General features: G+C 55.3%; 13 protein-coding genes. 10 read left to right on the top strand and 3 right to left on the bottom strand.

Annotated elements, in window-relative coordinates:
• Positions 1–249: 249 nt before the first annotated feature.
• A complete protein-coding gene (locus H3L92_RS07805) occupies positions 250–1,293 on the top strand; it encodes an LLM class flavin-dependent oxidoreductase (protein WP_085366257.1) in 1,044 nt (347 codons plus the stop codon).
• Positions 1,294–1,426: 133 nt separating this feature from the next.
• Here the strand turns inward: H3L92_RS07805 and H3L92_RS07800 are convergent, their stop codons facing one another.
• Positions 1,427–2,662: a uracil-xanthine permease family protein gene (locus H3L92_RS07800; RefSeq protein ID WP_085366258.1), complete on the bottom strand. Its 1,236-nt coding sequence runs from the start codon at positions 2,660–2,662 to the stop codon at positions 1,427–1,429.
• Between the two features lie 260 nt (positions 2,663–2,922).
• On the opposite strand from H3L92_RS07800, the gene cmk reads away from it, so the two are divergent.
• From cmk to H3L92_RS07755, 9 genes are all read left to right on the top strand, one after another.
• Positions 2,923–3,582, top strand: a complete 660-nt coding sequence (gene cmk / locus H3L92_RS07795; RefSeq protein ID WP_085366259.1) for a (d)CMP kinase — start codon at positions 2,923–2,925, stop codon at positions 3,580–3,582.
• A 157-nt stretch (positions 3,583–3,739) separates the two neighbouring features.
• Positions 3,740–5,425, top strand: coding sequence for a 30S ribosomal protein S1 (gene rpsA, locus H3L92_RS07790; RefSeq protein ID WP_085366260.1), 1,686 nt, complete (start codon positions 3,740–3,742; stop codon positions 5,423–5,425).
• An 11-nt stretch (positions 5,426–5,436) separates the two neighbouring features.
• On the top strand, positions 5,437–5,748 hold the full coding sequence (locus H3L92_RS07785; RefSeq protein WP_085366261.1) for an integration host factor subunit beta: 312 nt from the start codon (positions 5,437–5,439) through the stop codon (positions 5,746–5,748).
• Positions 5,749–6,042: 294 nt separating this feature from the next.
• Positions 6,043–7,200: an ATP phosphoribosyltransferase regulatory subunit gene (locus tag H3L92_RS07780; protein WP_085366262.1), complete on the top strand. Its 1,158-nt coding sequence runs from the start codon at positions 6,043–6,045 to the stop codon at positions 7,198–7,200.
• 26 nt (positions 7,201–7,226) lie between these two features.
• Entirely contained in the window at positions 7,227–8,525 is a 1,299-nt protein-coding gene (locus tag H3L92_RS07775; RefSeq protein WP_085366263.1) for an adenylosuccinate synthase, read from the top strand.
• 117 nt (positions 8,526–8,642) lie between these two features.
• Positions 8,643–9,095 carry a dUTP diphosphatase gene (dut, locus tag H3L92_RS07770; RefSeq protein ID WP_085366264.1) on the top strand — a complete coding sequence of 151 codons (453 nt, stop codon included), beginning with the start codon at positions 8,643–8,645 and terminating at the stop codon, positions 9,093–9,095.
• Between the two features lie 267 nt (positions 9,096–9,362).
• A protein-coding gene (locus H3L92_RS07765; protein ID WP_115336200.1) for an IS630 family transposase occupies positions 9,363–10,216 on the top strand; the annotation gives its coding sequence in 2 pieces (ribosomal slippage) (positions 9,363–9,678 and positions 9,678–10,216; 855 coding nt in all).
• Between the two features lie 102 nt (positions 10,217–10,318).
• Positions 10,319–10,672, top strand: coding sequence for a helix-turn-helix domain-containing protein (locus tag H3L92_RS07760; RefSeq protein WP_115336199.1), 354 nt, complete (start codon positions 10,319–10,321; stop codon positions 10,670–10,672).
• Positions 10,570–11,469, top strand: a complete 900-nt coding sequence (locus tag H3L92_RS07755) for an IS3 family transposase (protein ID WP_115336198.1) — start codon at positions 10,570–10,572, stop codon at positions 11,467–11,469. The genes H3L92_RS07760 and H3L92_RS07755 overlap by 103 nt, the downstream gene beginning before the upstream one ends.
• 88 nt (positions 11,470–11,557) lie before the next feature.
• On the opposite strand, the gene H3L92_RS07750 is transcribed toward H3L92_RS07755, so the two are convergent.
• Together H3L92_RS07750 and H3L92_RS07745 are read right to left on the bottom strand one after the other, a co-directional pair.
• The gene (locus H3L92_RS07750; protein WP_115336197.1) at positions 11,558–11,650 is read right to left on the bottom strand and encodes a methionine/alanine import family NSS transporter small subunit; all 93 of its coding nucleotides are present in this window, start codon (positions 11,648–11,650) and stop codon (positions 11,558–11,560) included.
• Complete coding sequence (locus H3L92_RS07745; protein ID WP_085367103.1) at positions 11,647–13,191, bottom strand: sodium-dependent transporter; 1,545 nt, start codon at positions 13,189–13,191, stop codon at positions 11,647–11,649. Before H3L92_RS07745 ends, H3L92_RS07750 begins: the two co-directional genes overlap by 4 nt.
• Positions 13,192–13,273 lie beyond the last annotated feature (82 nt).

The raw sequence follows: 13,273 nt of genomic DNA, 5'->3' as shown, positions 1-13,273 counted from the left end.
TTTTTTTGAATCTTTGCGATGTAGTAAAACGGCAGGGCGATATCTTGGCAAGCCGTCCTGACGCTTCAACGCACCTGCACCAAGCCCGAGGATGGCGGAGTCGGGTATTTCAGACGGCCTGTTACGCACATTCCAATGGTTGCGGCAGGGAATACCGGGCAAATACGCTGACACCTACTTGCTTTTTATTGATTCGCGCCTATATATAAATCTAATTTTCCAAATATATGAAATTAGAAAAGGATTATCATGGCCGATTTGTCTATTCTAAACCTCGCCCCTTTCCGCAACGGCGAAACCTTTGCCCAAGCCGTTGGCAACATGGTCGAGCTGGCACAGTTCGCCGAGAAGCACGGTTATGTGCGCTATTGGATTGCCGAACACCACAATATGCCGTTTCTCGCCAGCTCCGCCACCAGCCTGCTGATTCAGCGCGTATTGGATAAAACCGAATCCATCCGCGTCGGCTCCGGCGGCGTGATGTTACCAAACCACTCGCCGTTTATTGTGGCCGAGCAATACGGCACGCTGGAGAGCCTGTATCCCGGCCGCGTCGATTTGGGGTTGGGGCGCGCACCGGGCACCGACCCCGCAACCGCCCGCGCCATCCGCCGCCATCACGATGACTTCGCCCACAGTTTTCCGAAAGACATCGAAGAAATCCAATATTACTTCAGCCCCTTGGGCAGCGATGAAACGGGCGAGAGCTTCAGCTTCGGGCCGGTTAAGCTGGACGTGCCCAAAAGCACCAATGTGCGCGCCTATCCCGCGCCGGGCTTGAACATACCTTTATACATTTTAGGCTCCAGCACCGAGAGCGCCTATCTGGCGGCACGTTTGGGCTTGCCGTATGCCTTCGCCTCGCATTTCGCCCCGCGCATGCTTTTGGATGCGGTTGCAATCTATCGTCGCGAATTTAAGCCGTCCCAACATTCAGACCGGCCGAAAGTTATCATCGGTGTAAACACCATCGTGGCCGACAGCGACGAAGAAGCACGCTTCCTTTCTTCAACCTGCCTGCAATTTTTCCTGAATGTCGTTACCGGCAGCCGCAGCGGAATGCAGCCGCCGCAAGCCGATATTGCACAGCACATTCCGCCGCATATTTTGAATATGGCCGACGCGATGATGTCGTGCAGCCTGATCGGCGCGCCCGAGACGGTTAAATTCCAACTCGACCGATTGCAGGCGCAGGTGCAGGCCGATGAAATTATGGCGGTCAGCTATATTTATGACAAAACCGCGCAACTGCGTTCTTATGAACTGCTGGCGGATGTGGTTAAAGCCCCGTAAGGAAGCGGGCGTTTCAGGCGGCTCGCAAAGACTACAGGCCGTCTGAAAAAATATTTTCAGACGGCCTGTAAATGTAAAACCGTTCCGCTTGCCGCAACCGGGCCGTTAATGCCTTGCTGGCAAGCTCAAGCGATCAGATTTCGCGGCCCGGCAAGGTTTCGACCGGTTTTTCGTCGGGCAGTATCCAGTTCAGAATAATCGCCAGCACCGCGCACAAACCCACGCCGGCAAAGCTGACGCTGCCGAGCTTGATAATCATGCCGCCCACGCCGGTGGTGAGCACCGAGCTGACGATAACGAGGTTTTTCGGCTGCATCAAATCCACTTTGGCGTCAATCAGCGTTTTCAGGCCGAGCGAGGCGATGGTGCCGAACAGCAGAATCATAATCCCGCCCATCACCGGCAGCGGAATCGAAGCCAGAAAAGCATTGAACTTGCCGAAAAACGCCATGCAGATGGCGAAAACAGCCGCCCAGGTCATGATTTTCGGATTGCCGTTTTTGGTAATCATCACCGCGCCGGTTACTTCGCCGTAGGTGGTTACGGGCGGGCCGCCGATCAAACCCGCCACGCACACGCCCAAACCGTCGCCCGCCAGCGTTTTGTCGAGGCCGGGGTCTTTGGCGTAATCTTTGCCGGTTACTTTGCCGATGGCCATCACGCCGCCGATATGCTCGATGGCGGGGGCGATGGCAACCGGCAGCATAAACAGCGCGGCCTGCCAGTTGATTTGCGGCGTTTCAAAATGCGGCACGGCAAACCACGGCGCGGCGGCAATCGGCGCCGTGTCCACCAAGCCCATTAGCAGAGCAGCAATATAGCCTGCGCCCACGCCGATTAAAATGGGAACGAGCTTCATCATTTTGCTGCCGAACACCGCCACCACCACGGTAACGGCGAAAGTGAAGCCCGAAAGCAGCAGCGATTGGGCGTAGTCCACCGCCTGCTTGCCGCCGGCCTGCCCCATCGCCATCTGGCTGGCCACCACCGCCACCGACAAACCGATCACCATAATCACCGGTCCGATAACCACCGGCGGCAGCAGGCGGTTAACAGCCGCCAACCCGCGCCATTTAATCAGCGCGGCAAACACAAAATACATAAAGCCCGCCGCAAACAGGCCGAACATGGTGGAAGGCAGCCCCCACTCGCCGACGGCGTAAATAATCGGCGCGATAAAGGCAAACGACGAGCCTAAAAAAACCGGCACTTTCTGCTTGGTAACCAATTGGAAAAGCAGCGTGCCGATGCCCGCGCCCAAGAGCGCCATCGCAGGGTTCAGGCCGGTTAAGAGCGGCACCAGCACCATCGCGCCGAAGGCCACAAACAGAATCTGCGCGCCCGCAACGGCCAATTTGAGTTGTTGCATGTTAAGTTCCGTTATCTGGGTTGAAGTCAAACGGGCGGATTATAACGCTGCGAAAGTATTTTGTGTGTGCTGCCGTATGCCTTTCAGACGGCCTGAAACGGCTCGGGTGCAGCAATAAAAAGAGTTACAAGCCTATATTCAGTCTATATAATTCCGTTTTCGTTTTATAGATTGTTTCAGACGGCCTGAATAACGGTTCGGACAAAGCCGAAAGGCCGTCTGAAAAACACCGCTGCGGCGGGTTCAAAGAGAATACCGATATGGATTTAAACCGCAAAATCATCGCCATCGACGGCCCCAGCGCATCAGGAAAAGGCACGGTGGCCTCGCGCGTGGCCGCCGCACTCGGCTTCGATTATCTCGATTCGGGCGCGCTTTACCGGCTGACCGCGCTTTACGCCCGGCAACACAATGCCGATTGGAGCGACGAAGCAGCCGTAGCCGCCTTGGCAGAGCAACTGCCCGCCGGGTTCGACGGCGGCCGCATCCTGCTTGGCGGCCAAGACGTTACCGAAGCCATCCGTACCGAAGCCATCGGCATGGGCGCATCGGCGGTGGCGCAGCTGCCCAAAGTGCGCGAAGCATTGTTGCAGCGCCAGCGTGCCTTCCTCACCGAAAAAGGCTTGGTGGGCGACGGGCGCGACATAGGCTCGGTGATTTTTCCCGATGCCGCGCTGAAAATCTTCCTGACCGCATCCGCCCGCATCCGCGCCGAACGCCGCGCCAAACAAATCGGCGTGCCCACCCAAGGCGTGGCGTTCGAGCGCATTCTCGCCGACATCGAAGCACGCGACGAAGCCGACAGCCGCCGTGCCGTTGCACCGCTCAAACAGCAGCCCGACGCCCTGCTGCTCGACACCACGCATTTAACCATCGAAGAATCGGTAAAAAAAGTGCTTGATTGGTATGCAAAAATCTAAGCTTGCTGTATAATCCCGCCAGCTTTTTTCAGACGGCCCCGAATCTTGAAAGGCCGTCTGAAAACCGTTTGCAGCAAACGTCTGCCGCGCCAAGGGCGGCAAGCGTTTTTTACAACCCACCCCGCACCCCTTGGCGGTGTATTGAAAAGAGTTATTTATGACTATGGAAAATTTTGCCCAACTTTTGGAAGAAAGCTTTACCCTTCAAGAGATGAACCCCGGTGAAGTGATTACCGCCGAAGTCGTAGGCATCGACCAAAACTTCGTTACCGTAAACGCCGGTTTGAAATCCGAATCTCTGATCGACGTGGCTGAATTCAAAAACGCTCAGGGCGAGATTGAAGTTAAAGTAGGCGATTTCGTTACCGTAACCATCGAATCCGTTGAAAACGGTTTCGGCGAAACCAAACTGTCGCGCGAAAAAGCCAAACGCGCCGCCGATTGGATCGCTCTGGAAGAAGCCATGGAAAACGGCGACATCCTTTCAGGCGTCATCAACGGCAAAGTCAAAGGCGGCTTAACCGTGATGATCAACAGCATCCGCGCCTTCCTGCCCGGCTCGCTGGTTGACGTGCGCCCCGTAAAAGACACCTCTCACTTTGAAGGCAAAGAAGTAGAATTCAAAGTGATCAAACTCGACAAAAAACGCAACAACGTTGTGGTATCCCGCCGCGCCGTTCTGGAAGTAACTTTGGGCGAAGAGCGCAAAGCCCTGCTGGAAAACCTGCAAGAAGGTTCGGTTGTTAAAGGCATCGTTAAAAACATCACCGACTACGGTGCATTCGTTGACTTGGGCGGCATCGACGGCCTGTTGCACATTACCGACCTGGCATGGCGCCGCGTGAAACACCCGAGCGAAGTGCTGGAAGTGGGCCAGGAAGTAGAAGCCAAAGTGCTGAAGTTCGACCAAGACAAACAACGCGTTTCCCTGGGTATGAAACAACTGGGCGAAGACCCCTGGAGCGGCCTGACCCGCCGTTACCCACAAGGCACCCGCCTGTTCGGCAAAGTATCCAACCTGACCGACTACGGCGCGTTCGTTGAAATCGAACAAGGCATCGAAGGCTTGGTGCACGTTTCCGAAATGGATTGGACCAACAAAAACGTTCACCCGAGCAAAGTCGTGCAACTGGGCGACGAAGTAGAAGTGATGATTCTCGAAATCGACGAAGACCGCCGCCGCATCAGCCTGGGCATGAAACAGTGCCAGGCCAATCCGTGGGAAGAATTTGCCGCCAACCACAACAAAGGCGACAAACTGTCCGGCGCGGTTAAATCCATCACCGACTTCGGCGTATTCGTCGGCCTGCCCGGCGGCATCGACGGCCTGGTTCACCTCTCCGACCTGTCTTGGACCGAAACCGGCGAAGAAGCCGTGCGCAAATACAAAAAAGGCGAAGAAGTGGAAGCCGTTGTGTTGGCCATCGATGTTGAAAAAGAACGCATCTCTTTGGGCATCAAACAACTGGAAGGCGACCCCTTCGGCAACTTCATCAGCGTGAACGACAAAGGTTCGCTGGTTAAAGGCGTGGCCAAATCCGTTGACGCCAAAGGCGCCGTGGTTGCCCTGTCCGACGAAGTGGAAGCCTACCTGCCCGCTTCCGAATGGTCGAGCGAGCGCGTTGAAGACCTGCGCAACGTGTTGAAAGAAGGCGACGAAGTAGAAGCCGTTGTTGCCACCGTTGACCGCAAAAACCGCAGCATCAAGCTGTCGGTGAAAGCGAAAGACGCCAAAGACAACCGCGACGCCCTGAATTCCGTTAACGCCGCTGCAACCGCCAGCGCCGGCACCACCAGCCTGGGCGATTTGCTGAAAGCCAAACTTTCAGGCGACCAAGAGTAATAGGTGCAGACATGACTAAGTCTGAATTGATGGTTCGTTTGGCGGAAGTGTTTGCCGAAAAAAACGGCACGCAACTGATGGCTAAAGACGTCGAATACAGCGTAAAGGTTTTGGTCGACACCATGACCCGCTCGCTTGCCAAAGGCCAGCGCATCGAAATCCGCGGCTTCGGCAGCTTCGATCTGAACCGCCGCCCGGCCCGCGTCGGCCGCAACCCCAAAACCGGCGAACGTGTGGAAGTGCCCGAAAAGTATGTTCCCCACTTCAAACCGGGCAAGGAGTTGCGCGAGCGCGTTGACCAAGCCCTGCTGAACGCAAAATAAACCGAAAAAGCAAACGCCGCAGAAATGCGGCGTTTTTTATGCGTTGAAAACTGCGGTGCCGGCAATAAAGGTTAGGCCGTCTGAAAACAAAAACGCGCAAGCGGTACGGCTGTGCGGGGCAAAAACAGGCTGCACTTCATTGTTGTTTTATGTTAAAGTTCTGCTTTAATAATTCGGGGCTGTTTGAATTTAAAATCAAATCATAACGCGGGCGGCGGGCGCTGCCCGAAACGATGGTTTTTAAGTTTGAACAGCCTTTGTTGTGTTTTGTGTTTACAGAAAGATTGGATTTTCATGCAGTCTTGGCAACTACCCGAGCACATCGCCGACATTCTGCCTTCTTCCGCGCGCCAGCTCGAAAGCGCGCGGGAACGGCTGTTGGCCTTGTTCCGCGTGCACGGCTACGAGCTGGTGCACCCGCCCCTGATGGAGTACAGCAATTCGCTGCTTACCCATATCGACGCGGGCTTGTCGCTGAAAACCATACGCGTGGTCGATCAGCTCAGTGGCCGCCAGCTCGGCATCCGCGCCGACATCACGCCGCAGGTGGCGCGCATCGATGCGCATCTGCTGTCGGCCAATAACGGTATCAACCGCCTGTGTTACGCAGGCTCGGTGCTGCATGCCCGCCCCGACGGCTTTTTAAGCACCCGCGAGCCTTTGCAGGTGGGGGCGGAGCTATACGGCTATGCCGATGTGGCTGCGGATATCGAGCTTATCGACCTGATGCTCAAAAGCGTGGCCATCGGCGATGTGGGCGAAGTTTTGCTGTCGCTCGGCCATATCGGCGTGTTCCGCGCACTGGCAGAAGCGGCGGGGCTGGCGCAGGAGCAGGCGGCGCAGTTGCTGGCGCTGATGCAGGATAAGGATGCCGCCGCCGTCAACGCCCAAGTGGTTGCATGGAAGCTCGACGGCATGTGGGCGAAAGCGTTTTCGCTGCTGCCCGCGCTCTACGGCTCGCGCGACGTGCTGGCCGAAGCGCGCGCCAAGCTGCCCGATTTGTTTGCCGTGGGCAAAGCCTTAAACGAATTGCAGGCGGTGTGCGACGCTTTCCCGCAGCAGGCCATGCATATCGATTTGTCGGAACTGCGGGTGGATAACTACCACACCGGCCTGTTATACGCCGCCTACGGCAAAGACAGCCACGAGGCGGTGGCGCGCGGCGGCCGTTACGACGGCTTGGGCGAATATTTCGGCCGCGCCCGTCCGGCCACCGGCTTCAGCTTCGATTTGCGCACCTTCATCGGGCGGCTGCCGCCGTGCGAGCAACAGCCGCCGGTTGCCGTGGCGGCCGCCGATTTGCCGCAGGCGCAGGAAACCGTTAACCGTTTGCGCGCCGAAGGGCAGGCGGTGGTGATAGATTACGGAGCCGGCCAAAACGGCGTCAGAAAAGCGACCCGCCGCCTGCAACGCCAAGGCGACGGCTGGCAAGTGGTTGAAACAGAAATTTAATTGGTTTGAATAACAGGTTGAGAATTATGGCTAAAAACGTAGTAGTGATCGGTGCCCAATGGGGCGACGAAGGCAAAGGCAAAATTGTGGACTGGCTGGCCGAAGAAACCGCCGGTGTGGTGCGTTTCCAGGGCGGCCACAATGCCGGGCACACGCTGGTGGTGGGCGGCAAAAAAACGGTTTTGCGCCTGATACCGAGCGGCATTCTGCATGAAAAGCTCGATTGCTTTATCGGCTCGGGCGTGGTGGTTTCCCCCGAAGCGCTGATGGGCGAAATCGACGAATTGAACGCCGCCGGCGTGAAAAAAGTGGAAGGCCGTCTGAAAATCGCCCCCACCGCCACGCTGATTCTGCCTTACCACATCGCGCTCGACCAGGCACGCGAAGCATCGCGCGGCAGCGGCAAAATCGGCACCACCGGCCGCGGCATCGGCCCCGCTTATGAAGACAAAGTCGCCCGCCGCGCCGTGCGTATGGTGGATTTGTTCGACACGGAAAAACTGCTGCCCAAATTGCAGGCCAATGTGGAATATTACAACGTGCAGCTGCAATACCTGCACCAAGCCGAGCCGGTGAAGCTGGAAGACGTGCTGGCCGTTATCGAAAAATACGCAGGCCGCATCAAACCGATGATTACCGATGTTTCGCGCACCCTGTATGAGAAAAATCAAAAAGGCGAAAAGCTGCTGTTTGAAGGCGCGCAGGGCACGCTGCTGGATATCGACTACGGCACTTATCCGTTCGTAACGTCTTCCAACTGTCTGGCCGGTGCGGCATCCGCCGGTGCGGGCGTGCCTCCGCAAATGCTCGATTATGTGTTGGGCATCGTGAAAGCCTACACCACCCGCGTGGGTTCCGGCCCGTTTCCGACCGAGCTGTTCGACGACATCGGCGCAGGTTTGGCCGAGCGCGGCCACGAGTTCGGCTCGGTAACCGGGCGCGCCCGCCGCTGCGGCTGGTTTGACGCCGCCGCCCTGAAGCGTTCGATTCAGGTAAACGGCATCACCGGCATGTGCATCACCAAACTCGATGTGATGGACGGCATAGACGAAATCAAAATCTGCGTGGGCTACACTTTGGCCGACGGCAGCACCACCGATATTCTGCCGTTCGGCGCCGACGCCGTGGCAGGCTGCACGCCGGTTTACGAAACCCTGCCGGGCTGGAAAGAATCCACCTTCGGTGCCACCGAGTTCAGCCAGCTGCCCGCCAACGCCCAGGCTTATCTGAAACGCATCGAAGAAGTGTGCGGCGCGCCCATCGCCATCGTTTCCACAGGCCCCGACCGCGCGGAAACCATTTTGCTGCAACACCCGTTTGCCTGACCGGGCGGGCGGTTTTGCAAGGCCTTTATTTGCAAAGCCTTTATGAGAGGCCGTCTGAAACTTTTCAGACGGCCTTTGTGTATAATAAACGCCTTTTGAAACAACAGAAGAACCATCATGCGAACTGAAGTGGAACTGAAAATACTTAACCCGAAAATGGCCGGCAACCTGCCTGCTTATGCCACGCCCGGCTCGGCAGGCTTGGATTTGCGCGCCTGTATCGACGAAGCCGTTGTTTTGCAGCCGGGCGACACGTTTCTCGTGCCCACCGGTTTGGCCGTTCATCTGGCCAACCCCGCCTACGCAGCCGTACTGCTGCCGCGTTCGGGTTTGGGGCACAAGCACGGCATTGTGTTGGGCAATTTGGTCGGCCTGATCGATTCGGATTATCAGGGCGAGCTGAAAGTGTCGGTTTGGAACCGCGGCAAAGAGGCGTTTACCATCGAACCGTTGGCGCGCATCGCGCAAATGGTGGTGGTGCCGGTGGTGCAGGCCGAGTTTAAATTGGTGGACGAGTTTGCCGCCAGCGAACGCGGAGCCGGCGGTTTCGGCAGCACGGGCAAGGCGTGAGACGGAGAGCGGTTGATTGAAGATTCGGCAAAGCCTGATGTCTTTGCAAAAATCAAAAACATCACCCGAAGCTCCTTTTCCGTTATTCCCGCCTGAGCGGTTAACGCAGCGCACTTGCGAAGCCAAAACGGAATTTAAGCATTTCAGATGGCCTCAAGGCAGTTTTTGCAAAGGCCTCAGCCTGTTCCATGTTGCTTTTCAGGCTTCGATATATAGTGAATTAAAATAAGAATTCCGAACTTTACTCCCCCTTACCAGCAGAAAAAAATGGCCTACCCGATAGAACTCCGACAAAAAGCAATCGAATATTACCGGCAATGCCAAAATGCAAGCCAAGTCTGCCGTGTATATGGTATCAGCGACAAAACGCTGAGCAGTTGGCTGCGACTCTATGAACAAACAGGTTCACTGGCGCATCAAGTCAAAGGTGGTAATGCCACAAAAATAGACAGGCAACAGCTTTCAGACTATCTCGAACAGCATCCTGATGCCTACCTGCACGAAATCGCAGAACATTTAGGGTGCAGCGCCCCAAATGTCAGCTACCTGCTCAAAGTCATGGGCATCACACGAAAAAAAAGACCACCACATACAAAGAACAAAAACCCGAACAAGTAGCCGCTTATCAACAAGCATTGAGCCAATATACTGACTATCAAGCAGTTTTTCTTGATGAAACAGGGTTCGACACCTTTTTTTACCGCCCTTACGCTTACTCGAAAAAAGGCGTACCCGTCAAAGCACAAATCAGCGGCAGAAAATACCAACGTATTTCATTGGTTGCGGCACAAATCCAAGGTAAAGGCAGCCTGATTGCCCCCATGACCTATTGCGGCACCATGGACGGCAGCCTGTTCGAAGCATGGTTTGAGCAAATGCTGCTGCCCGAACTGACGGAGAAATCCGTCATCATTATGGACAATGCCCGTTTCCACCGTATGGCGGTTTTGACTGAAATGGCGCAGAAGCAGGGACATAAAGTATTGCCCCTTGCTCCTTATTCACCCGAGCTTAATCCGATTGAAAAGGTATGGGCGAATATTAAAAAGCATTTGCGGAAAGTTTTACCTGCCGTGGGAGATTTTATGACTGCACTGCTACGTAGTTCTTATTTTAATTGACTATAACGTGAATGCTTTAGAAACGGAAAGGCCGTCTGAAAATATTGAACTGCACCCCAAAAATTGGACACCCCCTCCAACTTTAAAAGGTGCAGTTTTCTTATGTCCAAATATAACCTACACTTCAAATACCGAGCCGTACTCCATTACCACCAGGTGCACAGCCAACAGCGCACCGCAGAGCACTTCAACGTCTCACGCACCCACCTGCGCCGTTGGATAGCCGCCTATCGGCAAGGCGGCATCGCCGCACTCCGGCACCCGCAGGCTAACCCCATGAAGACCAAACGCAAAAACCCGTTTACCGCCGACAAACCCGACCACGAAAAAACACAGGCCGAACTGATTGAAGAATTGCGATACATGAGGGCGGAGAACGACTACCTAAAGCACATGAAAACCCTCAACGAAAAGGAAGCGGCCGCCGCCAAAGCTGCGAAACCGTCCAAACGCTGAGGGCAAAGCACCCGCTGAAATACCTGCTGCACAGTGCCGGCATTCCCAAAAGCAGTTTCTACTACCACACCGGCAAAACCGATCCCGATACGGCGGCCAAAACCGCAGTGAGCGAAGTCTACCGCCGACACAAAGGCCGTTACGGCCACCGGCGGATTGCCGCCGTATTGTCGTGGAACAAAAAGAAAGTACAGCGCATTATGGGTTTGTTGGGACTGAAAGCCAAAGTCCGCAGTAAAAAAACCTACCGTCCGCAAACAGTGGGAGAGGCTTCGGACAATATTCTCAATCGTGAGTTTACCGCCGGCAAACCGGCAGACAAATGGCTGACCGATGTGACGGAGTTCAAATGCACAGACGGGAAGCTGTACTTATCGCCGATATTGGATGTGTTTAATCGGGAGATTGTGGCCTATTCTTTAGGCCGCAGAGCAAACAGTAAAATGGTGGCGCAAATGTTGGACCAAGCATTCGGCCGTCTGAAAGGCCAAACGCCGCTGCTGCATTCCGACCAGGGTGTGCTTTACCGCACCGAGGCTTATCGAACGAAATTGGCTGAGAAAGGGATTGTGCAAAGTATGTCGCGCAAAGGCAATTGTTGGGACAATGCGCCGATGGAGAGTTTCTTCGGTATACTGAAAACGGAGAGTTTCTATCAGGAAGGTGCGCTGTCGGTGGCGGAGCTGACGGAGGTAATAGATGATTACATACATTACTACAATCATGAACGGATTAGTTTAAACTTGAAAAAGCTGAGTCCTGTCGGCTACAGAACCCAGCTTGAAAAGGCTGTTTGAGAAAGATTCCTAACTTGTCCAAGTATTGGGGGACAGTTCATATTTTTCAGACGGCCTTTCCGTTTTATTTACTGCTTGGCGGTCGGGCTTATTCTTTCGGCAGACGCATCACCGAAACAATAAATCCACCCCAAATGATAACCAGCGTTATCACAAGCATGGTGATGGCGGCGGCGCTCATGATTGTTCTCCTTTGCGGGTTTCGTCGGATTTGTGGGCTTCGTCGGGGTTGAATTTGTTTTCCATGCGCCACGGCAGCAGCGACAGCAGCAATGCCAGCACAATCAAGCCCAGCGACATACCCCAGCCGAAGGTGTCCAAAAACCAGTCGGGGTAGCCTTCGTAGTTTTCGGCCAGCAGGGTTTTGGTGTCGTTAAACAGCATATAGCCCAGCATGGCAACGGTGGTGCACACGAAAACATACCACAAGGTGCCGACTTTGAACGATGAAATCGCGTTGATATGTTGGCGCAGCACCGGCAGTTTTTTGGTAGCAACCAATACCAAAACATACAGGAAACCGGCGGCGACGATACCGTAGGTGTTGACGAATTTGTCCATCACGTCCAACACCGGCAGGCCGGTGGTGGTGCCGAACAGCAGCGCCGACACGATGCCCATCGGCAGGCACACGGCAAACGTGGCGGCAACGCGCCCCAAGCGCAGTTTGTCCTGCACGGCGGCAATGATTACCTCCACAATCGAAATCATCGAAGTGATGCCGGCAAAAACCAGCGAGCCGAAAAACAGCACGCCGATTAACGAGCCGAACGGAGCCTGGTTGATGATGGTGGGGAAGGCGATAAAGGCCAAACCGATGCCCGAAGAGGCTACCTCGCTCACTTCTTTGCCCGCAGCGGTGGCCATAAAGCCCAGCGCGGCAAACACGCCGATACCGGCCAACACTTCAAAGCTGCTGTTGGCAAAGCCTACCACCAAGCCCGTGCCGGTGAGGTCGGATTTGGGTTTCAGGTAAGAGGAATAGGTTACCATGATGCCGAAGCAGATAGACAGCGAGAAGAAAATCTGGCCGTAGGCGGCAACCCACACGCTGGGGTTGGAAAGTTTCGACCAATCGGGCGTAAACAGCGCATCCAAGCCTTTGGCGGCGCCCGGCAGGGTCAGCGCGATGGCTACCATAATCAGGAACATCACCACCAAGAGCGGCATAAAGAAGCTCGACGAGCGCGCCACGCCTTTCTGCACGCCCAGCGCCAGAATCAGAAAGGTGAAAATCCACACGCCGATCAAGGGGCCGAGCACTTTGGCTACGAAATCGAAGCCCACGGATACGCCGTCGGCCATGTGCAGATAGTCTTTAAAGAAAAACGCCTGCGGGTCGGCACCCCATGCGCCAACCAGCGAATAGTAGGTGTAGCTGGCCGCCCAGCCGATAATCACGGCATAGTAGATACAGATAATCACGTTGGCCAACACGTTCCACCAACCGAAAGGCTCCAGGGCGCGGTTGAGGCGGCGGAACGCCAAGGGAGGCGAGCCGCGGTAACGGTGGCCGATGGCGTAGTCCAAAAACAGCAGGGGGATGCCCGCAGTGAGCAGCGCAATCAGGTAGGGCACGATAAACGCGCCACCGCCGTTGTCGTAAGTTACATAGGGAAAGCGCCAAATATTGCCCAAACCTACCGCCGAACCGATGGCGGCAAACATAAATGCCCTACGGTTCGAGAAGGTTTCGCGCTTGGATTGGTTAGAATCAGACACGGTGATACCTCTTCAAAATTTAAGTATGGTTTTATTTTGCCGGCAGGCCTGAAGTGTGTGCAGCAGGCGTTTTTCTGCCGGT

Source organism: Neisseria dentiae (assembly GCF_014055005.1).
GTDB classification, from domain to species: domain Bacteria; phylum Pseudomonadota; class Gammaproteobacteria; order Burkholderiales; family Neisseriaceae; genus Neisseria; species Neisseria dentiae.
This window is presented reverse-complemented; position numbering and strand designations above follow the sequence as displayed.

Coding starts and splice junctions, on each gene's coding strand:
- H3L92_RS07760 (WP_115336199.1), top strand. CDS start 10,319: ATGTCCAAATATAACCTACACTTCAAATACCGAGCCGTACTCCATTAC.
- H3L92_RS07750 (WP_115336197.1), bottom strand. CDS start 11,650: ATGAGCGCCGCCGCCATCACCATGCTTGTGATAACGCTGGTTATCATT.
- cmk (WP_085366259.1), top strand. CDS start 2,923: ATGGATTTAAACCGCAAAATCATCGCCATCGACGGCCCCAGCGCATCA.
- H3L92_RS07800 (WP_085366258.1), bottom strand. CDS start 2,662: ATGCAACAACTCAAATTGGCCGTTGCGGGCGCGCAGATTCTGTTTGTG.
- H3L92_RS07805 (WP_085366257.1), top strand. CDS start 250: ATGGCCGATTTGTCTATTCTAAACCTCGCCCCTTTCCGCAACGGCGAA.
- dut (WP_085366264.1), top strand. CDS start 8,643: ATGCGAACTGAAGTGGAACTGAAAATACTTAACCCGAAAATGGCCGGC.
- H3L92_RS07775 (WP_085366263.1), top strand. CDS start 7,227: ATGGCTAAAAACGTAGTAGTGATCGGTGCCCAATGGGGCGACGAAGGC.
- H3L92_RS07785 (WP_085366261.1), top strand. CDS start 5,437: ATGACTAAGTCTGAATTGATGGTTCGTTTGGCGGAAGTGTTTGCCGAA.
- rpsA (WP_085366260.1), top strand. CDS start 3,740: ATGACTATGGAAAATTTTGCCCAACTTTTGGAAGAAAGCTTTACCCTT.
- H3L92_RS07780 (WP_085366262.1), top strand. CDS start 6,043: ATGCAGTCTTGGCAACTACCCGAGCACATCGCCGACATTCTGCCTTCT.